Annotated in this window: 14 protein-coding genes; 7 read left to right on the top strand and 7 right to left on the bottom strand. The window is 72.0% G+C overall.

Going from position 1 to position 20,831, the window contains the following annotated elements:
- The first annotated feature begins 5 nt into the window (after positions 1-5).
- On the top strand, positions 6-1,889 hold the full coding sequence (locus ABD073_RS05535; protein ID WP_343872935.1) for an FAD-binding monooxygenase: 1,884 nt from the start codon (positions 6-8) through the stop codon (positions 1,887-1,889).
- Between the two features lie 445 nt (positions 1,890-2,334).
- On the opposite strand, the gene ABD073_RS05530 is transcribed toward ABD073_RS05535, so the two are convergent.
- The 6 genes from ABD073_RS05530 to ABD073_RS05505 all read right to left on the bottom strand — a co-directional run bounded on the left by ABD073_RS05530 (position 2,335) and on the right by ABD073_RS05505 (position 10,275).
- Entirely contained in the window at positions 2,335-3,060 is a 726-nt protein-coding gene (locus tag ABD073_RS05530; protein ID WP_343872934.1) for a hypothetical protein, read from the bottom strand.
- Between the two features lie 109 nt (positions 3,061-3,169).
- Complete coding sequence (locus tag ABD073_RS05525) at positions 3,170-3,877, bottom strand: GntR family transcriptional regulator (protein WP_343872933.1); 708 nt, start codon at positions 3,875-3,877, stop codon at positions 3,170-3,172.
- Between the two features lie 669 nt (positions 3,878-4,546).
- Positions 4,547-5,896, bottom strand: a complete 1,350-nt coding sequence (locus tag ABD073_RS05520) for an MFS transporter (protein WP_343872931.1) — start codon at positions 5,894-5,896, stop codon at positions 4,547-4,549.
- A gap of 88 nt (positions 5,897-5,984) precedes the next feature.
- Entirely contained in the window at positions 5,985-7,166 is a 1,182-nt protein-coding gene (hpaD, locus tag ABD073_RS05515; RefSeq protein WP_343872930.1) for a 3,4-dihydroxyphenylacetate 2,3-dioxygenase, read from the bottom strand.
- A gap of 33 nt (positions 7,167-7,199) precedes the next feature.
- Positions 7,200-8,708, bottom strand: a complete 1,509-nt coding sequence (hpaE, locus tag ABD073_RS05510) for a 5-carboxymethyl-2-hydroxymuconate semialdehyde dehydrogenase (protein ID WP_343872929.1) — start codon at positions 8,706-8,708, stop codon at positions 7,200-7,202.
- 37 nt (positions 8,709-8,745) lie between these two features.
- Complete coding sequence (locus tag ABD073_RS05505; RefSeq protein WP_343872927.1) at positions 8,746-10,275, bottom strand: fumarylacetoacetate hydrolase family protein; 1,530 nt, start codon at positions 10,273-10,275, stop codon at positions 8,746-8,748.
- Between the two features lie 159 nt (positions 10,276-10,434).
- Here ABD073_RS05505 and ABD073_RS05500 point away from each other — a divergent pair, with 159 nt between their 5' ends.
- The 3 genes from ABD073_RS05500 to ABD073_RS05490 all read left to right on the top strand — a co-directional run bounded on the left by ABD073_RS05500 (position 10,435) and on the right by ABD073_RS05490 (position 15,217).
- Entirely contained in the window at positions 10,435-11,904 is a 1,470-nt protein-coding gene (locus tag ABD073_RS05500; protein ID WP_343872925.1) for an NAD-dependent succinate-semialdehyde dehydrogenase, read from the top strand.
- Between the two features lie 137 nt (positions 11,905-12,041).
- Complete coding sequence (locus tag ABD073_RS05495) at positions 12,042-14,309, top strand: ATP-binding protein (RefSeq protein ID WP_343872922.1); 2,268 nt, start codon at positions 12,042-12,044, stop codon at positions 14,307-14,309.
- A 14-nt stretch (positions 14,310-14,323) separates the two neighbouring features.
- Positions 14,324-15,217: a TolB family protein gene (locus ABD073_RS05490; RefSeq protein ID WP_343872921.1), complete on the top strand. Its 894-nt coding sequence runs from the start codon at positions 14,324-14,326 to the stop codon at positions 15,215-15,217.
- Between the two features lie 33 nt (positions 15,218-15,250).
- Here the strand turns inward: ABD073_RS05490 and ABD073_RS05485 are convergent, their stop codons facing one another.
- On the bottom strand, positions 15,251-16,354 hold the full coding sequence (locus ABD073_RS05485) for a hypothetical protein (protein WP_343872920.1): 1,104 nt from the start codon (positions 16,352-16,354) through the stop codon (positions 15,251-15,253).
- Between the two features lie 131 nt (positions 16,355-16,485).
- On the opposite strand from ABD073_RS05485, the gene ABD073_RS05480 reads away from it, so the two are divergent.
- The 3 genes from ABD073_RS05480 (at position 16,486) to ABD073_RS05470 (ending at position 20,813) form a co-directional block, all read left to right on the top strand.
- Positions 16,486-18,672, top strand: a complete 2,187-nt coding sequence (locus ABD073_RS05480; RefSeq protein WP_343872919.1) for a sensor histidine kinase — start codon at positions 16,486-16,488, stop codon at positions 18,670-18,672.
- Between the two features lie 88 nt (positions 18,673-18,760).
- On the top strand, positions 18,761-20,383 hold the full coding sequence (locus ABD073_RS05475) for an ATP-dependent DNA ligase (protein WP_343872918.1): 1,623 nt from the start codon (positions 18,761-18,763) through the stop codon (positions 20,381-20,383).
- A complete protein-coding gene (locus tag ABD073_RS05470; RefSeq protein ID WP_343872917.1) occupies positions 20,376-20,813 on the top strand; it encodes a hypothetical protein in 438 nt (145 codons plus the stop codon). The genes ABD073_RS05475 and ABD073_RS05470 overlap by 8 nt, the downstream gene beginning before the upstream one ends.
- Positions 20,814-20,831: the final 18 nt, after the last annotated feature.

Genomic DNA, 20,831 nt, shown 5'->3' with positions numbered 1-20,831 from the left:
CAAACGTGCAGTTCCACCACCATGGCTACGTCTCGGGAGACCCCCGCCAGCAGCCCGCCCTGGGCACCGGCGTCGACCGTCCCGAGGAGCTCCCCGACCAGATGGACGTGCTGATCGTGGGCAGCGGCCCGGCCGGCATGCTGCTGGCGGCCCAGCTCTCGCAGTTCCCCAGCATCAACACCCGCATCATCGAGCGTCGTGAGGGCCGGCTGGTGATCGGCCAGGCCGACGGCGTGCAGCAGCGCAGCGTCGAGACCTTCCAGGCCTTCGGCTTCGCCGAGGAGATCACCGCCGAGGCCTACCGGATCACCGAGACCCGCTTCTGGAAGCAGGACCCGGCCAACCCGGAGAACATCGTGCGCGGGGCCGTCACCCCCGACGACCCGCAGAACATCAGCGAGTTCCCCCACCTGATCGTGAACCAGGCCCGGGTGCTGGACTACTTCGCCCGCTTCATGCAGTGGGCCCCCACCCGGATGAAGCCCGACTACGGCTGGGACTTCCAGGGCCTGGAGATCGACGAGTCCGCCGAGTACCCGGTGGCCGTCACCCTGGAGCGCACCGCCGGGCCGGATGCGGGCAGCACCCGCACCGTGCGGGCCAAGTACGTGGTGGGCTGCGACGGCGCCCGGTCCAAGGTGCGCAAGTCCATCGGCTGCACCATGAAGGGCGATGCCGCCAACCACGCCTGGGGCGTGATGGACGTGGTGGCCACCACCACCTTCCCCGACATCCGCGCCAAGAGCATCATCCATTCCGCGGCCGGCTCCATGCTGCACATCCCCCGCGAGGGCGGCCACCTGTTCCGGATGTACGTGGACCTGGGCGAGCAGCCCGCCGACGGCAACGGTGCGGTGCGCCAGACCCCGATCGAGGAGATCATCAAGGGCGCGCAGGCCATCATCCACCCCTACGAGCTGGACGTGAAGGACGTCGCCTGGTGGAGCGTCTACGAGGTGGGCCACCGGGTCACCGACCACTTCGACAACCTGCGCGGCGAGCGCACCGAGGAGGGCCGCATCCCGCGCGTCTTCCTCACCGGCGACGCCTGCCACACCCACTCGGCCAAGGCCGGCCAGGGCATGAACGTCTCGATGCAGGACGGCTTCAACCTGGGCTGGAAGCTGGCCCACGTGCTCACCGGGCGTGCCCCGGAGAAGCTGCTGCGCACCTACTCGGCCGAGCGCCAGGTGGTGGCACAGAACCTGATCGACTTCGACAAGCAGTGGTCCACGCTGATGGCCAAGAAGTCCGATGCGCTGTCCAGCCCCGACGAGGTGGAGGACTTCTACATGCGCACCGCCGAGTTCCCGGCGGGCTTCATGACCGAGTACCCGGCCTCGCTGCTGGTCGGCAGCGATGCACGCCAGGAGCTGGCCCCCGGCTTCCCGCTGGGCAAGCGCTTCAAGTCGACGCTGGTGGAGCGGGTCAACGACGGCAACCCGATCCACCTGGGCCACCAGCACCTGGCCGACGGCCGCTGGCGGATCTACGTCTTCTCCGACCAGGCGGCGCCGGGTACGGGCTCGGCCAGCGACAAGCTCGGCGACTGGCTGAGCAATGACCCGGCCTCCCCGCTGGCGGCCCAGCCCGCCGACGGTGACACCGATGCCTGGTTCGACGTGAAGGTGGTCTACCAGCAGCCCCACCTGGACGTGGACATCAATGCCGTGCCCGTCGCCTTCAAGCCGACGGTGGGTCCGTTCAAGCTCACCGACACCAACAAGGTCTACGGCTCCGGCCCGGACGGCGACATCTTCGAGGCCCGTGGCATCAGCCGCGACGGCGCCATCGTCGTGGTGCGCCCCGACATGTACGTGGCGCACATCCTGCCGCTCGACGCGACGCAGGAGCTGGCCAACTTCTTCGACCCGATCCTGGGTCGCTGAGCCCGCACGAGGGGCCGGCCGGGGCGCTGCTCCGGCTGGCCCCTCGTCGTGTGATGGGTGCTCCAGGCGACGAGCGGCCGCCTGGCGAAAGGCGTGTCCAGCGGGCCGCGGGGCCACGGGCCGCGGGCCGGGGGCCGGGGGCCGGGGTCCACGCAACAGGCCCTGGGATGCGAGATCGCACCCAGGGAGGCGCCCCCGCGCCTCGACCTCACCTCGCGCCCCCAACGTGACCTCGCGCCTCAGGAGCAACGTCGCGCGCGGCACTACGCGCGCAACGTTTCCTGCGAGGCGCAACGTGAGATCACCAGGCGCAACGTGAGCTCACCAGGCGCAACGTCACTGCAGGGAACGGCGAACTGTGCTGGACGGGGCATTGCTGGGTGGTGGGCAGGACGAACCGTGTGCCGGACGGGTGACGGGCGCAGAGGTCCGCCCGGCGGGCCCGTCACAAGATCAGGCCAAGGCCGCCGAGCAGCAGCTTCAGGACGAAGGCCCAACCGCCGGTGAGCCGTCGCCGGCCAGGCTGGTGGCCACGGCAGCCGACCAGCAGGAAGGCCAGCGCGACCACGAGAGTCAACGGGCTGCTCAGCAGCCAGATCCAGCCCCATCGGGTGGCCAGGCGCGGCTCGGGGCCACCCAGCAGGAGGGTGACGATCCCCGCGGCCGCCAGAAGGATGAGCGAGATGATCCAGACAGGCCCCTGGAAGCCGGCCAGGTTGCTCCAGCTGCTGCGCGGATCAGCCCAGGTGATGCTCACCTGCGGATCGATGTCGCGCAGGGCGTCCTCCACCTCGCCGGTGATCGACGGGTAGCCCTCAACCGGCTCTCCCATCCCATCACCGGGGTGGTACTGCTGCACCTCCGTGACGCGCTCCAGAAGGCCGTCGCGCCAGACGATGCGCACCTGCGTCGTACCCGTCGCCTCGGCGGGCAGGTCGGTGGTGTGTCCGAAGGCTCCCTCGACGCGTACCTGGTTCACCCGGCCGGAAGCCAGTGCCTGCTGCAGGTGTGAGTAGTCGGTGACCCGCTGGCCCAGCAGCAGCATCGCCACCGCGGACACCAGTGCCATCACCAGGCTGGCAGCTCGCACCCATCCCCAGTACCGCGATGCGCGTGGGACCACCGACCCGTCGAGGCGAGGATCGGCGACCTGGATGGCGGAGGCGGACATGCACCAAGGCTAGGACCGGCGTGAGTTCCCGGGTAGTGGCCGAAAGTCCGCCGTGGCGTGGAACCCGGCCCATCCTCCGGGCCGGAGGCGCGCCAGCCGGGGTCGGGACTCAGCCGGCCTGCTGCTGCTGGGGGGCTCGGTTGGAGCGTCGGGCCTCGAGGAATTGGTTCATGGTGCGCAGCTTGTGCTCGCGGGCGGCCTGCTCCACCTCGTGGAAGGGGGCTCCGTCGACGATCAGCTGCAGGATGCGCTCGTGCTCCTCCACCGAGGTGAGCGAGCGCTCCGGCACGTAGGTGAACGAGGAGCGGCGCACCTGGGAGATCCGCTCCCACTCACGCTGCAGCATCTCGGACAGGTGGTCGTTGGGGCAGGGCCCGCAGACCACCACGTGGAACTGGTGGTTGAGGGTGGTGAAGCGCACCGGGTCGAGGTCCTGGCGCACCTCGCGCATCTCGGCATTGATGGCACGGGCCTGGGCGATCTCGGCCTCGCCCAGGTGCGGGGCGGCCAGCGCCGTCGCAGCTCCCTCGAGCACGGCGAGCACCTCCATGGTCTCGGCATAGCTCGACGAGTCGACGCCCACCACCTCGGCGCCGACGTTGCGGGTGTAGCGCACCAGGCCCTCGGCCTCCAACCGTCGCAGCGCCTCGCGCACCGGCACCGGGCTCACGTCGTAGTGGTCGGCCAGCCGGGCCAGCACCAGCCGGTAGCCGGCGGTGAACTGGCCGTCGACGATCCGCTCGCGCAGGTCGCGATAGACCAGCTCGGACTTCGACTCCACGGGGGCTCCCTCGGTGATGGCGTGCAGGCCGCTCAATGGTGCAATTCCTCCAAGAATACCGGCCGACGATCCGGCCGGGACCGCGTCCGGGCGGCCGCTACGGATGGTGCTCAGGTGCAGACTCGGCGGCCCAGTTCGTTCTCTGGCGCGCGCCCTGCCACGCCTGGTGCTCACGGCCTCGTCGGGTGCTCCTGGCCCGTCGAGACTGAACGCGGCCCGTCGGCACGAATCGCCCCTGTTGCAGCAGGGGCGACGGTCACCCAACAGGCATGACGAGTCCGGCTCGGGATTGCGGCCCGTCGATACTGATCGCGGCCCGTCGATACTGATCGCGGCCCGTCGATACTGATCGCGGCCCGTCGATACTGATCGCGGCCCATCGGCACGCATCGCCCCTGTTGCACCAGGGGCGATGGCCACTGAGCGGCCGCGATGGACGTGCATCGGACGCGATGGGCGCTGCACCAGGGGCAAGACCGAGCTGCCGCGATGGAGCACAGAAGCCGTGATCAGCCCAGGGCGCGGGCCCGGCCTCAGCTTCCGGCCCGGCGATGGGTCGGGGCACCCGAGAGCACCCCGGGGTCAGCCACTCAGCCCCGTCGATGCCTCACTCCACGTCCTCATGGGGCCAGGGACACCTGGCCGGACGTGTGCGGGGGCACGACCACCGGGCCGTGCCCCCACGCGCCGCCGGAGCGGTCCAGGTCAGAGCCGCGGCAGGTCCGGGGCGTCCTTGTCGAGACGCTTGCCGGTGCGGTCCTTGATGGTGAACGTCGCCAGCAGGGCCATGGCCGTGAAGACGAACAGGTAGGCCGAGACCGCCCGCGTGGTGTGGAAGTGGTTCACCAGTGCCTGCGCGATCATCGGGGCGAAGGCGCCGCCCAGGATGGCGCCCAGCGCGTAGCCGATCGAGGCGCCGGAGTAGCGGATCGCCGCCGGGAACATCTCGGCGAAGAGCGCCGCCTGCGGGCCGTAGGTCAGGCCGAGCGGGATGGTGAGCACCACCATCGCCACACCCACCCACAGCAGGCTGGCGGTCTCCACCAGCATGAACAGCGGGAAGACCCACAGCAGCTGGATCACGAAGCCGATCTGGTAGGTGCGGACGCGACCGATCCGGTCGGAGAGCACGCCGGCGAACCAGGTGGTGACCAGCCAGGTGGCGCAGGCCAGGGTGACCAGGTTCAGGATGTCGGCCTTCTGCATGTGCAGCGCCTTGGTGGCATAGGACAGGATGAAGCCGCCGGTGACCATGTAGCCCACCACGCCGTTGCCCATGTAGAGCAGGGCGGCCTGGGCCACCTGCTTGCCGGTCCTGGTGAAGACCTGGCCCAGCGGCATCTTCACCTCGTCGGGGTGCTCGCTGATCTCCTGGAAGACCGGGGACTCGGTGACGCCCAGGCGGATCCACATGCCGATGCCGATCAGCACGATGGAGAACAGGAAGGGCACGCGCCAGCCCCAGCTGGTGAACTGCTCCTCGGTCAGCAGCACCGAGAGCATGGCCAGGAAGCCGGTGGCCAGCAGCATGCCGAGCGGCACACCCACCTGCGGGAAGGCGCCGAACTTGCCGCGCTTGTCGGCCGGAGCGTGCTCGACGGCCATCAGGGCCGCGCCACCCCACTCACCGCCGGCGGAGAAGCCCTGCACGATGCGCAGCAGGACCAACAGGATCGGCGCCCAGATGCCGATGGTGGCGGCGCTGGGCAGCAGACCGATCAGCGCGGTGGCACCGCCCATCAGCATCAGGGTGAGCACCAGCATGGCCTTGCGGCCCACCCGGTCTCCGTAGTGTCCCGCCACCGCCGCACCGAGCGGGCGGAACAGGAAGCTGACGCCGACGGTGGCGAAGGACAGGATCAGGGCCATGCTCTCGGGCACGGCGCTGAAGAAGTAGGGGGCGAAGACCAGCGCCGCGGCGTTGGCGTAGATGAAGTAGTCGTACCACTCGATGGAGGTGCCGACCAGGGTGGCGAGCGCGACCCGGCGGTCCTGCGGCCGGTGCTCGTCCAGCACGAGGAAGTCGTCGTGCTGGGTCTGTGCGGAAGTGGACATCGTCGTCTCTCTCGTCAGGTTCTGGGGAGGGCGGGCGCCTAGCGTGGGCGCCCGCCCGGGTACGCCGGAGGGTGACGGCGCGGGGAGCTCAGAGCTGGTGGCCCAGCTTGAAGCCCTTGCCCTCGTCGGCCTGGCCCTCGGAGTCCTCCGACTCGCTCTTGCGGGTGTAGGAGAAGCCGTCGGCGCCGATGGTCACGGCCATCTCGGACTTGTCCTCGCGGGCCACCACCGGCACGGGGTTGCCGTCCAGGTCGAGCACCAGCGAGGCCTCGGTGTACCAGCTCGGGACCACGGGGGTGCCCCACCAGTCACGGCGCTGGTTGTCGTGCACGTCCCAGGTGACCGTCGGGTTGTCCGGGTCACCGGTGTAGTAGTCCTGGGTGTAGATCTCGACGCGGTGGCCGTCGGGATCGCGCAGGTACAGGTAGAAGGCGTTGGAGACGCCGTGGCGGCCGGGGCCGCGCTCGATCTGGTCGCTGATGCGCAGGGCGCCCATCTTGTCGCAGATGTAGAGGATGTTGTGCTTCTCATGGGTGGCGAAGGCGATGTGGTGCATCCGCGGACCGTCGCCACCGGTCATCGCGGTGTCGTGCACGGTGGCCTTGCGGGCCACCCAGGCGGCGTAGGTGGTGCCCTCGTCGTCCTGGATGTCCTCGGTGACCTTGAAGCCCAGGTTCTTCATGTAGTCGACGCCGCGTGGCACGTCGGGGGTGACCTGGTTGAAGTGGTCCAGGCGCACCAGCGCGCCGGCGCCGTAGAGCTCGTAGTGCCAGGCCAGGCGCTCGACGTGCTCCACCTCGTAGAAGAACTCGTAGGGGAAGCCCAGCGGGTCCTCGACGCGCACCGAGTCGCCGATGCCCTTGCAGAAGCCGTCCTTGCGTCGCTCGGTGCGGCAGCCGATGGCCTGGTAGTAGGCCTCGGCCAGGTCCACGTCCTCCGGGCTGTTCACGCGGAAGCTGAAGGCGGCCACCGCGGCTACCGGGCCCTGGCGCAGCACCAGGTTGTGGTGGATGAACTCCTCCAGGGTGCGCAGGTAGACGGTGTTCTCGTCCTCCTCGGTCACCACCAGGCCCAGCACGTCGACGTAGAACTCGCGCGACTTGGCCAGGTCGGTGACCACGATCTCCATGTAGGCGCAGCGCAGGATGTTCGGCACCGGCAGGTCGGGGCGCTTGACCGGGTTCTTCGGGGCCGGGACGGGGCGCTCGGAGTTGTAGCTGGCGAGGGCCGGGTTGTAGTCGGCCCGCTCCACGATCTTCATGTCGTTCATGTCTTCTCCTCCTCGAGAAAGTACGGGTGGTGGTCAGCAGCCCTCGGTGGGCAGGCCGAATCGAGCGGTGTGGACGTCACCGAGGGTGACGTGGACGGCCTGCTGCTCGGAGTAGAAGTCGAGCGAGCGGTAGCCGCCCTCGTGGCCCAGGCCGGAGGCCTTGACGCCGCCGAAGGGGCTGCGCAGGTCACGAACGTTGTGCGAGTTCATCCAGACCATGCCGGCCTCGATGGCCTGGCTGACGCGGTGGCCGCGGGTCAGGTCATTGGTCCAGACATAGGCGGCCAGGCCGTAGCGGGTGTTGTTGGCCAGCGCGATGGCCTCCTCCTCGGTGTCGAAGGGGGTGATGCCCACCACCGGGCCGAAGATCTCGTCGGTGAAGATGCTGGCCTCCGGCGTCACGTCGGCGAAGACGGTGGGACGCAGGTAGTTGCCCTGCTCCAGGCCCTCGGGCTGGTGGCCGCCGGCCACCAGGCGGGCCTCCTTCTTGCCCGCCTCGACGTAGTGCATGACCTTCTTGAAGTGCTCGGGGTGCACCAGGGCGCCCACCTCGGTCTTCGGGTCCTGCGGGTCGCCCACCACGATGTTGTCGGCGCGCTCGGCGTAGCGGCGCACGAAGTCGTCGTAGATGCTGCGCTCGACGAGGATGCGCGAGCCGGCGGTGCAGCGCTCGCCGTTCAGGCTGAAGACGCCGAACAGGGTGGAGTCCAGGGCCTTCTCGATGTCGGCATCGGCGAAGACGACGGCCGGGCTCTTGCCGCCCAGCTCCATGCTCATGCCCTTCAGGTGCTCGGCGCAGTTGCGGAAGATGGTCTGGCCGGTGGTGGTCTCGCCGGTGAAGGAGATCAAGTTCACGTCGGGGTGCTTGACCAGCGCGTCGCCGGCCGCCTCACCCAGGCCGCCCACCAGGTTGAAGACGCCCTGCGGCAGGCCGGCCTCCTCGAAGATGGTGGCCCACAGGCTGGCCGAGAGCGGGGTGAACTCGGCGGGCTTGAGCACGACGGTGCAGCCCGAGGCCAGCGCCGGGGCGAGCTTCCAGCTCTCCAGCATGAAGGGGGTGTTCCACGGGGTGATCAGGCCTGCGACGCCCACCGGCTTGCGGTTGACGTAGTTCATCTGGGCGCCGGGCACCTTGTAGGTGTCGTCGCTCTGGGCCACGATCAGGTCCGCGAAGAAGCGGAAGTTCTCGGCGGCACGACGGGCCTGGCCCTTGGCCTGGGTGATCGGCAGGCCGGTGTCATAGGTCTCCAGCTCCGCCAGGCGCTGCTCCTGCTCCTCGACGGCGTCGGCGATCTTGTTGAGCACCCGGTTGCGCTCGCGGTTGGTCATCCGGGGCCAGGGGCCCTCGTCGAAGGCCTTGCGGGCGGCCTTGACGGCGCGGTCGATGTCGGCGGCCTGGCCGGCCGCGGCCTTGATGTAGTTCTCGTTGGTGACGGGGTCGAGGACGTCGAAGGTCTCGCCCTCGATCGAGTCGACGTGCTCGCCGTCGATGTAGTGCTGGATCTTCTCGGGCAGGTTGGCGGGGATGTGGCGCTCGCTCACGATGGTCTCCTGGGTCTGCTGCGATCTGGTGCGGTGGTCAGTTCTGGTGGTGCTTCGGGTGGCCCGGGTGGGCCTCGTGCTCGGGATGTTCGGCCAGCCACTGCTCGTAGCCGGGACGGGTGCGGGGGCCGAGCGGGTAGAGCCCGTCGACGGACTCGCCGGCCTGGACCCGCTCGAGGACGTAGACCTCCTCCAGCTCCTGCTGCTCGCTGGCGGCCAGCACCTCCTCGACGAGGAAGGGCGGGATCAGCAGGGCGCCGTCGTCGTCGGCGACGATCACGTCGCCCACCTCGACGGTGGTGCCGCCGCAGGAGATGGTGACGTCGATGTCATAGGGCACGTGCACCCGGCCGAGGACGGCGGGATGGGCGGCCTGGGCCAGCACCGGCAGCCCGGTGGCCTTGACGGCCTCGTGGTCGCGGACGGCGCCGTCGGTGATGACACCGACGCAGCCGCGCACCTTGGCGCGGGTGGCCAGGATGTCGCCGATGGTGCCGGCATGGGTGAAGCCGCGGGCCTCCATCACCAGCACCTCGCCGGGGTTGACCGAGTCGATGGCGCGCTTCTGGGCGTTGTAGCCGGCGCCGATCCGCTTGGTGATGTCCGGGCGGCGCGGCACGTAGCGCAGGGTGCGGGCGGTGCCCACGAACTTCTTGCCGGGATCGATCAGGTGCACCCCGTCGAAGGCGGTGTCGTAGCCGCGCTTGCGCAGCTGGGAGCTGATGGTGGCCACGGCCACCTGGCCCAGCCGCTCACGCAGCTCGTCGGTGAGCACGAAGCCGGGCTCCTCGTCCTCGGCGACGGTGCCGGAGCGAACCTCCCGGCTGCCCCAGGCATCGGCGGTGGCGGCCGCGGTGGCGGCGGGGCGCGATCCCCACTCCCCCACGGCGGGGGCCTCGACGACGGTGGTGGCCAGCCGGCCGCTGGTCAGCTGCTCGTCGTCGACGCTGCTCACCTCCACCTCGATGCGCTGGCCCGGCAGCGCCACCGAGGCGCCGGCGGGGGTGCCGGTGAGGATCACGTCGCCGGGCTCCAGGGTGATGGTGCGGGTCAGGTCGGCGATCAGGTGGTCGAAGCCGAAGAGCAGGGTGTCGGTGGTGTCGTCCTGCACCAGCTCGCCGTCCAGCCAGGTGCGCACCCGCAGGCCATCAGGGCGCACGCGAGTGGCGTCGATGAGCTCCGGGCCCAGGGCGGTGCAGCCGTCGGCGCCCTTGGAGCGGACATTGCTGCCCTTGTCTGCGGCGCGCAGGTCCTGCAGGCCCAGGTCATTGGAGGCGGTGACGAAGGCGACGTGCTGCCAGGCCTGCTCCGGGGCCACGCGACGGGCGGTGCGCCCGATCACCAGGGCCACCTCGCCCTCGTAGGCCAGGAGCTCGAAGCCCTGCGGGCGCTCCACCTCGCCCGAGCCGGCCAGCGAGCTGGTGGGCTTGAGGAAGTAGGAGGCCTCGGCGGGGGTGCGGCCGCGCTCGGCGCAGCGCGAGGGGTAGTTGAGGTGGACGGCGATGATCTTGCCGGGGGCCGTCCCGGTGGCCTGCTCGATGAGCTGGCGTGCGGCGTCAGCGGTCACGTGCTGCTCCTTCGTGGGCTTCCTTGCCCCTCGCCCTGCGGACCAGAATGGATCGCAGTGGTCGTTGTCGGTTCTGACCGGATCGTATACGATCTCGTATATCACCCGCAAGAGGTCATCGCAGATCGCTTTGGTCCACAACGCACGAGAGGCACACCAATGACGCAATCCCTCTCCCACCAGCTTCCCGAGGCCACGCCTCGCCAGCTCTTCATCGGCGGCACCTGGCGCGACGGCTCGCGCGGGAAGCTGCCGGTCGAGAACCCCGCCACCGGCGAGCTGCTCGTCGAGATCGCCGATGCCGGCGTGGACGACGCCGTCGCCGCCCTCGACGCGGCCGCCGCCGCGCAGAAGTCCTGGGCCCGCACCCCCGCCCGGGAGCGCGCCGAGCTGCTGCGCCGCGCCTTCGAGGCCGTCACCGAGCGGGCCGAGGAGTTCGCCACCCTGATGACCCTCGAGATGGGCAAGCCACTGGCCGAGGCCCGCGGCGAGGTCACCTACGGCGCCGAGTTCCTGCGCTGGTTCAGCGAGGAGACGGTGCGCATCGCCGGCCGCTACCGCCCCTCCCCCGAGGGCAATGCCCGCCAGCTGGTGACCAGGCGCCCGGTGGGCCCCTGCCTGTTCATCACGCCGTGGAACTTCCCGCTGGCGATGGCCACCCGCAAGGTGGCCCCCGCGCTGGCCGCCGGCTGCACCGTGGTGCTGCGCCCGGCCGCGCTCACCCCGCTGACCAGCCTGCTCTTCGCCAAGGTGCTGCAGGAGTGCGGCCTGCCCGACGGTGTGGTCAACGTGATCACCTCCACCCAGCACGACACCACCGACGCGATCATCGCCGACCCCAGGCTGCGCAAGCTCTCCTTCACCGGCTCCACCGGCGTGGGCAAGGCGCTGCTCAAGCAGGCCAGCGAGAACGTGCTGCGCACCTCCATGGAGCTGGGCGGCAATGCCCCGCTGCTGGTCTTCGAGGATGCCGACCTCGACGAGGCCGTGCAGGGCGCCTACCTGGCCAAGCTGCGCAACATGGGCGAGGCCTGCACCGCCGCCAACCGGATGTTCGTGCACGCCGATGTCGCCGAGGAGTTCGGCCGACGTCTGGCCGAGAAGTTCGGCTCGCTGACCGTCGGCGACGGTCTGGCCGAGGGCACCGACATCGGCCCGCTGGTCTCCGAGCAGGCCCGCGAGGGGGTCGCCCAGCTGGTGAGCGACGCGGTGGCCGAGGGCGCCAGGGTGCTCACCGGCGGCGAGAAGGTGGACGGCGAGGGTTGGTTCTACCAGCCCACCGTGCTGGCCGACGTGAAGGCCAACTCGGCCCTGCTGGACGAGGAGATCTTCGGCCCGGTGGCCCCGATCACCACCTTCACCAGCGAGCAGGAGGCCATCGAGCGCGCCAATGCCTGCTCCGTGGGCCTGGCCGGCTATGTCTTCACCCGCGACATGGACCGCATCCTGCGCGTCGGCGAGCAGCTCGAGGTGGGCATGATCGGCGTCAACCAGGGCCTGCTGAGCAATGCGGCCGCCCCCTTCGGCGGCGTCAAGCAGTCCGGCCTGGGGCGCGAGGGCTCCCACGAGGGTCTGGAGGAGTACCTGGAGACGGTCTACCTGGCTCTGCCGGACCCCTACCGCGGCTGAGCGGGAGGCCGCTGACGACCGTGACGCGGTGTGGTGGGGGTGTACGCCCACCACACCGCGTCGTCGTTGCTGCCGGAGCCACCTGTGCGGGTTTCGGTTGGCTGCCACACTGGAGCCACCCCGAGCTCAGGAGGTCCGTGTCCCACGCAGCACCGAGCGGCACCCCCGTGCCGCAGCACGACCCCACCGACGCCGCCCTGCGGCTGGTCGGCGTCCTGACGCTGCTCGTCACGGCCGCCACCACCACCATCCCGATGGTGCTGCAGCTGGGCACCTTCGGCCCGCTCGCCCTGGCGGGCGGGATCGGCCTGCTGGTGAACCAGGCAACCTGCCTGGCCCTGCTGCTCTGGCCTCGTCACCGCCGACCCCGGCAGCCCTGGTTGATGCTGGCCGGTCTCACCGTGACCCTGCTGCCCGTCGTGCAGCACCGCTACGAGCTGCAGCCCTCGGACCTGTGGGCCCCCGGCTACTGGGCGCTGCCGCTGGTGGTGCTCTCGCTGGCCAGCCAGCGCCGACGGGCCTACCACCTGTTCGCCGCACTCGGCACGGTGGCGATGCTCGCCGTCGACGCCCTGGGCATGGTCCAGGCGGACTGGACGCCCACCCCGTGGACCCTGGCCGACAACCTGTTCGTCTGCCTCCCGCTGGTCGAGGTGCTGCTCTTCGGTGACGCACTGCTGATGATCTCCCGCGCCCGTCGACGCAGCGCCGAACGCCGGCTGCTGGCCCTGGCCAGCCAGCGACGTGAGCAGGCGGGGGCGGAGAGCCGACGGGAGGCTGCCCGGCTGCTGCACGACCACGTGCTGCACGCGCTCAATGCCATCGCCCAGGACCGCGCCACGGTGGGCATCGCCGACGTGGCGGAGGAGTGCCGCGTCGCCCACGAGGCGCTCACCCGCGCCCATCCGGCCTCCAGCTCGGTCACCGTCGAGGACCTGCTCGCCGAGGATCCCACCCTGGCCGCCGCCGGGGCACAGGTCATGGGCGCCAGCCACCCGGTGCCGGCCGTGGTGGCCGCGGCCCTGGCCGCCGCCACCCGGGAGGCGGTGGGCAATGTCACCCGGCACGCCCGCGCCCGCACCTGCCTGGTGCACGTGGCCCGGCTGGAGCAGGGCGTCCAGGTGGACATCAGCGACGACGGCCGCGGCTTCGACCCCCACCGGGTCCCGATCTCCCGTCTCGGCATCCGGCGCTCGATGGTGCAGCGGATGGAGGACATCGGGGGCCAGGCCACCGTCACCTCCACGCCCGGGGACGGCACCCGGATCAGCCTGCGCTGGCCCCGCCAGGGCAGCGCCGACGACGGCGGCTGGGGCAACAGCACCGAGGGTCTGGCCCGTCGCCTGCTCACCCGCACCGCCTGGCCCGGGCTCGCGAACGGGCTCCTGCTCACGGTCCTGATGGGCCCCACCCTGCCGCACCCGCGGCTGGCGGTGGCACTGGGCCTGCTCACCTGTCTGGTGGGCTGCCTGGCCGCCTCGGCCGCCTCCCGTCGCAACCTGGGGCATGCCCGAGCCGTCGCGCTGATGACCTTCGCCGGGCTGGTCTGGGCCCTGAACCTGTGGATGGTGCCGCAGCGCCCCGAGTCCAGCTATGCGCTGTGGTTGGCCTGGAGCACCTCGGCCATCGCGCACCTGGTGGTGCTCGCCGGCCGCACCCGGGCCGGCGTCGCCGTGGTGGTGAGCTGGTTCGCCACGCAGGTGGTCGGACTGCTGCTGCGCTACGGCGTCGATCCCGGCCTGTGGCGGATGACCTCGCTGGTCACCATCGGGTCCGGCGAGGTCGCCATCACGCTGCTGGCCATGGTGGTGGCCCGGCGCATCCTCAACCATGACGCCGCCGACGCCGAGCTGGCCGAGCAGGTGCGGGCCGCCACCGCCCGGCGGCAGGCCGCGGAGCACCTCGAGGAGCACTGGTCGGCGCGGGTCACTGGCGAGGCGCTGCCCTTGCTGCTGGACGTCTCCCGGGGGCTGGTGGACGTCAGCGACGACGAGGTGCGGCGTACCGCCCGCGCGATGGAGGTGGCGCTGCGCGACGAACTGGTGCTGGGCCACAGCCGGACCGGCCTGCTCGGGGCCCTGGCCGGCGCCCGCGCCGACGGCTGGCGGCTGGTCTCGACGCTGACCCCGGAGGACACCGAGGCGGCGCTGGAACACGCCCGCTTGCTGCTGGGCGAACTGGGGCCCGCCGCCTTCCCCGGACAGCCCCTCACCCTCAGTTCCAGCGGCGGACAGGCCCTGGCCGTCACCCTGGAGTGCAGCGAGCAGCAGACCACGGCCTGGGCACCGCGGATCGCCGCCCTGGGCGGCCGGCTCACCGTCGACCCGGACTTCGTGCGGATCACCGTGCCGGGCCAGCGGGCCGGCACCGGGCCTTCCGCCACGGCGGGCACGGCAGCACAATGACCCCAGGAGGAGCCATGACCCTTGCGCGCACCCTGGCCCCGGGCCAGCGCTGCCTGGTGCACGTCACCGATGTCGTGACCGGGCAGGACCGCATCGTCCACGAGACCACCGAGGTGCTGCTCGAGGCGCCGAACTGGACCGTCGAGGACCGGTTGGTCCTCAACGGCGACGGAGTGCTGTGGCAGATGCCCAGCGACGGCTCCGCGCCCCCGCGGGTGATCCACCACCAGGGCCTGCCGGAGCTGAACAATGACCACGTGCTCGACCCCGACGGGGTGCACGTGCACGTCTCCGGCAACGACGGGCAGCTCCACCGCGCACCCTTGGCCGGCGGCCGGGCCACCCGAACCACCCGGGAACGACTGGGCGAGCACGGCCAGCCGCTGCTGCACTTCCTGCACGGCATCAGCCCCGACGGCGCCACGCTGGCCTATGTGAACCTGGACCCGCAGGTGGGTTTCGGGGTGGGCGCGAACATCCACCTGGTGGCCAGCGACGGCAGCGATGACCGGGAGCTGCTGCCCGGCTGGGGACCCGACGACGGCCCGGAGTTCACCCCCGACGGGCAGTGGATCCACTTCAACACCGAACGCTTCTCTCCCGGCCAGGCCCAGATCGCCCGGGTGCGCCCGGACGGCAGCGAGCTGGAGCAGCTCACCTTCGACGAGCGGGTCAACTGGTTCCCGCACTGCTCGCCCGACGGGAGTCGCTGGAGCCATGTCAGCTTCCCGCCCGGCACCCAGGGCCACCCGGCCGACCTGGTGGTGCGGCTGATGCTGGTGGAGGACGACGACTGGCGCGGGGCCCGCTGCCTGGCCGAGCTGCCCGGCGGGCAGGGCACGCTGAACGTGAACTCCTGGTCGCCGGACTCGCGTCGGCTGGCCTGGGTCTCCTACCCCTTCGACTGAAGGGCCCGACGAGCACGGCCCCGCTCGCGCGCCTCAGCGGTCCAGGAAGCGGTCCAGCACCAGCGCAGCCTGCCAGCCCAGCGCGGTGCCGGTGAGCTGCTCACCCTCTCGCGTCCACAGCCCGGCGTCGTCGAAGACGGCCAGGGCGTCCTCCATCTGGCCGGCCAGCTCCCGCATGGCACCGGCGCGCTGGTCCTCGGGCAGGGCGAGCACATGGTCGGAGGCGGTGGCGATCCAGAACTCCGCCAGCTCGGCCAGGTCGCGGGGCTGGGCCTGTGGACCGGTGAGCAGCAGCAGGGCGGTCTGCGCCGGCTCCACCAGCGCCTCCCAGTCGGCCCACTGCGCCAGCGCCCAGACCAGCCGGTCGCCGACTTCCAGCCAGGCCTCGTCGTCGGCGGCTTCCTGCGCCACGACGAGGGCGCGAGCGTCGGTGAGCTCCACCAGCCCGGCGCCCACGGCCACCCACCACAACCGGTGCAGCGGACGACAGTCGGCCAGCCCCGCCCAGTCCTGCTGCCAGGCGGCCGGGTCGACACCTTCCTCGCCCGGCCCGGCCAGCGATTCACCCAGGGCCTCCCAGGCACGTCGCGCCTCGTCGGGCGGCAGCGCCCCCTCCTGGTCCACCTCGATCCCCTCGCCGAGCCAGGCCAGCAGCAGCTCCACGCGCCGCCACAGCCGGCTCTCGCGTACCAGCGGCGCCACCTCGGCCGCCTCCGGCGGCTGCACCGGGCCGGCCTCCTCCTGCCGATGGGAGGCCAGCACGGCGCGACGCTGGCGGTTGCCCTCGTCCGCGCAGGCACGGGCCATGGCGCCGCGGGAACGACGTGCCTCGTCGAGCAGGTCGGCCGGGGTGGCGGAGGCGCTGCTCATCCGGCCGGTGCTGCGCAGGAAGCGCCAGTAGCTGTCCAGGGTGGCCACCAGCACCGCCGGCTCGGGGCCGTCCACGGGACCGTGCGAGGGGTAGCGCACCCGCATCAGGTGGGCCGCCGAACCGGCCGGCCAGACCGCGTCGCCGAAGCCGTCGTGGACCAGGCGCAGGTCGAGCGCCTGCTGCAACAGGTCGGCGTCCAGCAGGCGTCCCTTCGCCTCGGCCCAGGCGGTGGCGTCGTCGAGCAGCTGGCGCAGGTCAGGATCCATGGTGCCGATGGTAGGGCGCGCGGCCAGCGGGCCGTCAGCTGTGGACCTGCTGGGTGGCTGGGCTGCTGTGTCACTGACCCTGCTTCTGGGATGTTTGACTGGTAGGCGGCCCACCACAGAGAGCAGCTCCCATGACCAGCACCACGTCCTCGCCCGCTCGCGGCGTCGACCTGACGCTGCGCGTGCTCGGCCTGTCCACCCTGGTGGTGGTCAGCATCACCGAGACCTGGCCGCTGGTGCAGGCGCTGGCCGGGAGGCCGGCCGCCAGCCAGCCGGGCCTGCTGCTGGTGCTGCTCAGCCAGGTGCTGGCGCTGCTGGGCCTGGCCCTGCGACGCCGCCTGGCCGCGCTGCCTTGGCTGCTGCTGGCCCTGCTGGTGGCGGGCATCTGGTTGCTGGAGCGTGGCGGCCTGGTGCCGCCGGACACCCTGGTGCCGGGCTACTGGGCGCTGCCGCTGCTGGTGGCGGCCCTGCGCAGCCTGCCGCGTCGGGGCGCGGCCGGCTATGTCGGCTTCACCGTGGTGTGTGTGCTGGCGCTGGTGGCCGCGGTGGTCACCGGGGGCAGCTGGGCGCCCGATGCGGTGCAGATCAGCGACCTGGTGTGGATCGCGCAGCCGCTGGCCGAGGTGCTGCTCTTCGGCGACGCCGTGATCATGATGGCCGCCGCCCGCGACGCCGCCCGACGCCGTCGCGCCGAGGGAGCCCTGCGCCAGGCACGTCGCGAGGCCGAGGCGCACGCCCGTCGCGAGGCCGCCAGGATGCTGCACGACCATGTGCTGCACGCCCTGCACGCGCTCGCCCGCAGCCAGTCGCGCGAGCTGGCCGTGGACACCTGCCGCAATGCCTACGGGGCCGTGACCCGCAGCGGCTCCGCCGTGGAGGTCTGCCGGGTGGAGGACCTGCTGCGCGACGACCCGGCGCTGGCCCAGGCCGGCGCCCGGCTGGAGGGCCGCAGCGAACCCGTGCCGCGGGCCGTGGCGGAGGGCATCGCGGCCGCCGTGCACGAGGCGCTGGCCAATGTGGTGCGCCATGCCGGCGCCAGCAGCTGCACGGTGCGCCTGGCCCACCATGCGGGCACGCTGGCCGTGGAGGTCGCGGACGACGGTGCGGGCTTCGATCCCGCGCGACTCCCCGCCGGCCGCCTGGGCATGGGCCGCTCCATCGTCGAGCGGATGCAGGACATCGGCGGGCAGGCCGAAACCTGGTCGCAGCCCGGCCGGGGAACCAGGGTGACGCTGGGCTGGCCGGCGGCTGCCGAGAAGCCGGTGGAGGACTGGACCGCGGCTCCCGACCGGCTGGTGCGCCGGGTCTTCACCCGCACCGCCTGGCCGGGCCTGCTCACCGGCATCGTGATGACCTTCTTGATGGGTCCCCGGCTGGCCCATCCCGTGGCCACCATGGCCACCGCCCTGGCGGTGCTGGCGGTGGGCTGCTTCTTCGCCGTGCGGCTGGCGCGACACCCACTGGGACACCTCTCCCTGGTGGTGCTCTGGTTCGCCGCGCTGGCGGGCTGGCTGGTCAACCTGCTGGCCGTGCCCGAGGTGGTCACCCATGACTACCTGCTGTGGATGGCCTGGGGGTCGTCGGCCCTGGTCCACCTGCTGATCCAGTCGGCCCGCAGCCGGACCGGGGCGCTGGTGGTGGCCGCCTGGCTGGCGGTGCAGGTGACGGGCGTGGTGCATCGCTTCGGTGCCGAGGAGCTGGTGCGGCTCAGCAGCGTGGTGACCGCCGGCGCCGGCGAGTCGCTGGTGACGCTGCTGGCCCTGGTGGCGATGCGTCGACTGGCCGCGCAGGAGGCCGTGGCCGCGGAGCAGAGCGCCGAGCTGGGCGCCGCCGTGGCCCGCCTGGAACTGACCAGCCAGCTGGACCAGTTCTGGTCGCGACGCGTCACCAACGAGGCGCTGCCGCTGGTGCACGACATCGCCCGTGGTGCCCTGCAGCCCGGCGATCCGGGGGTGCGCGAGCGGGCGCAGCAGCTGGAGGTGGCGCTGCGCGACGAGCTGATGCTGGGCCCGCACCATGCAGACCTGGTGGCGGCGCTGGGGGCTGCCCGTCGCAACGGCTGGCAGCTCACCAGCACGCTCAGCGCCGACGACCCGGCCGCCTCACTGGCCCAGGCCCGACGCCTGCTCGCGGTGCTGGGCAGCCCGGAGCGTCCGGGCCAACCGGTGACGCTGACCACCAGCGGCAACCGGATGGCTGCCGTGGTGCTGCAGCCCACGCCGCGGCAGGGCTCGGCCTGGCAGGGCTCCCTGACCGAGCTGGGCGGCACGGCCGAGGTGGACGAGGCCTTCGCCCGGCTGCGCCTGCCCGTCGCCTGAGCGGCACGGCAGCGCTGCCCTCTCCGTCCGCGCGGACCCACCCTGAGGGGGTGGCCGGCGGCGCCCCGGAGGCTGCCACAATCGCTGCATGACAGGCAGCTTCGCCCCGGTGGCCCAGACCTCGCGGGACCTCGCGTCCACCAGCTCGCGCACCGCCAAGCGTGCCCTGATCGCCGACCTGCTGCGCGGCACCGAGCCCGACGAGCTGGCGCTGGTGGCGGCCTGGTTGTCGGGTGGGGTACGGCAGCGACGGCTCGGCGTCGGGTGGAGCACGCTGCGGGCGGCGGGCGACGAGCCCGCCGGCCCCGGGGCCACGATCGCGCAGGTGGACGAGGCCTTCGAGGCCCTGGCCACCACCTCCGGCGCCGGGTCCACGGCGGTCCGGGCCGAGCTGCTGCGCACCCTGTGGCGTGCCGCGACACCGCCCGAGCGCGACTTCATCACGCGGCTGGTGACCGGTGACCTGCGCCAGGGTGCCCTGGAGTCGCTGGTGGCCGACGGCGCGGCCGAGGCCTTCGGGGTGCCCGCCGCGGCGCTGCGTCGCTCCGCCATGCTGCTGGGTTCCACCCCGGCCGCGGTGCAGCTGGCCGGGACGGCGGGCCGGGACGGTCTGGAGGCGGTGCGGCTGGGGCTGGGGATCGGCGTGCAGCCCATGCTCGCCTCCCCGGCTCCCGACGTGGCCACCGCGGTGGCGACCACCGGCCTGCCGGCCGTCGTGGACCACAAGCTGGACGGCATCCGGTTGCAGGTGCACCGCGAGGGCGACCGGGTCTGGCTGTTCACCCGCAGCCTCGACGAGATCAGCGCTCGGCTGCCGGGCGTGGTGCGCCAGGTGCTGGCGCTGCCCGCCGAGCAGCTGGTGCTGGACGCCGAGCTGCTGGGCCTGGGCCCCGACGGGCGGCCAGCCCCCTTCCAGCAGATCGCGGCGGTGGCCGCGTCGACGCCGGCCGAGGAGCTGGACCCGGCGGTGGAGCTGCAGCTGTTCTGCTTCGACCTGCTGCACCTGGACGGCGAGGACTGGATGGACCGGCCGCTGCATCAGCGGCGGGCCCGGTTGGTGGAGCTGCTGCCGGCCTCGATGGTGGTGGACCACGTGCTGGCCGAGGACGTCGACCAGGCGCAGGCCGCCTTCGAGCGGGCGGTCGCCGACGGCTTCGAGGGTGTGGTGGTCAAGGCGCTGGACGGGCCCTGGCAGGCGGGGCGCCGGGCCGCGAAGTGGGTGAAGGTGAAGCCGCGCCACACCCTGGACCTGGTGGTGCTGGGCGCCGAGTGGGGCTACGGCCGGCGTACCGGGTGGCTGTCCAACCTGCACCTGGCCGCCCGCGACGGTGACCGCCTGGTGATGGTGGGCAAGACCTTCAAGGGCCTCACCGACGAGCTGTTGCGCTGGCAGACCGAACGCTTCGGCCAGCTGGAGGTGCGACGCACGCGCAGCACCGTCTTCATCCGGCCGGAGGTGGTGGTGGAGGTGGCCGTCGACGGGGTGCAGCAGTCCACCCGCTACCCGGGCGGGGTGGCGCTGCGCTTCGCGCGGGTGGTGCGCTACCGGCCGGACAAGACGGCGGAGCAGGCCACCAGCATCGAGCAGGTGCGCTCCCTGTGGCGCGCCGGCGGGGTGGACGTCGAGGCAGCGCGCGACGCCGCTGGGAACGATGCCTTCTTCGAGGCCACTGCCCCGGCCGACGAGCACCCCGGGAGCGCCGATGGCTGAGTCGGTGACGCGGGAGCGGCTGGGGGCCTGGCTGCTCAAGGCGAGGCCCGGGCCGGGATGGCTGCCGCAGACCGTGGAGCAGGGCCGGCCGGTCTTTCGGGAGCGCTGCGTCACCGCCGGCTACCGCTCCGGGCTGATGCATCCGGGCGATGTGGTGCTGCTGTGGCTGTCGGGGCCCGCCGGAGCAGACCCGTCGCCGGGGATCTGGGGCGTCGGCGAGGTGACCTCGTCGGCACGGCTGGACGAGGCCGGGCAGCTGGCCGTCGGGGTGCGGCTGCCGGTGGCCGAGCACGTCCTGGTGTCGCGGGAGGAGCTGCGGGCGCATCCGCTGCTGCATCGCCTGGAGGTGCTGCGGATGCCCGCCGGCGCCAATCCCAGCTGGTTGGACGCCGAGCAGTGGCAGGCGATGGGCGGACTGCTCCGCCGGTGATCGGCCCTGTTCCGGGCC

The organism is Luteococcus peritonei (assembly GCF_039526385.1).
Lineage (GTDB): Bacteria > Actinomycetota > Actinomycetes > Propionibacteriales > Propionibacteriaceae > Luteococcus > Luteococcus peritonei.
This window is presented reverse-complemented; position numbering and strand designations above follow the sequence as displayed.

What these genes read in the sequence shown, in the direction of transcription:
- ABD073_RS05530 (WP_343872934.1), bottom strand. Translation starts at nt 3,060, where the DNA reads ATGTCCGCCTCCGCCATCCAGGTCGCCGATCCTCGCCTCGACGGGTCG.
- ABD073_RS05520 (WP_343872931.1), bottom strand. Translation starts at nt 5,896, where the DNA reads ATGTCCACTTCCGCACAGACCCAGCACGACGACTTCCTCGTGCTGGAC.
- hpaD (WP_343872930.1), bottom strand. Translation starts at nt 7,166, where the DNA reads ATGAACGACATGAAGATCGTGGAGCGGGCCGACTACAACCCGGCCCTC.
- ABD073_RS05500 (WP_343872925.1), top strand. Translation starts at nt 10,435, where the DNA reads ATGACGCAATCCCTCTCCCACCAGCTTCCCGAGGCCACGCCTCGCCAG.
- ABD073_RS05490 (WP_343872921.1), top strand. Translation starts at nt 14,324, where the DNA reads ATGACCCTTGCGCGCACCCTGGCCCCGGGCCAGCGCTGCCTGGTGCAC.
- ABD073_RS05485 (WP_343872920.1), bottom strand. Translation starts at nt 16,354, where the DNA reads ATGGATCCTGACCTGCGCCAGCTGCTCGACGACGCCACCGCCTGGGCC.
- ABD073_RS05480 (WP_343872919.1), top strand. Translation starts at nt 16,486, where the DNA reads ATGACCAGCACCACGTCCTCGCCCGCTCGCGGCGTCGACCTGACGCTG.
- ABD073_RS05475 (WP_343872918.1), top strand. Translation starts at nt 18,761, where the DNA reads ATGACAGGCAGCTTCGCCCCGGTGGCCCAGACCTCGCGGGACCTCGCG.
- ABD073_RS05470 (WP_343872917.1), top strand. Translation starts at nt 20,376, where the DNA reads ATGGCTGAGTCGGTGACGCGGGAGCGGCTGGGGGCCTGGCTGCTCAAG.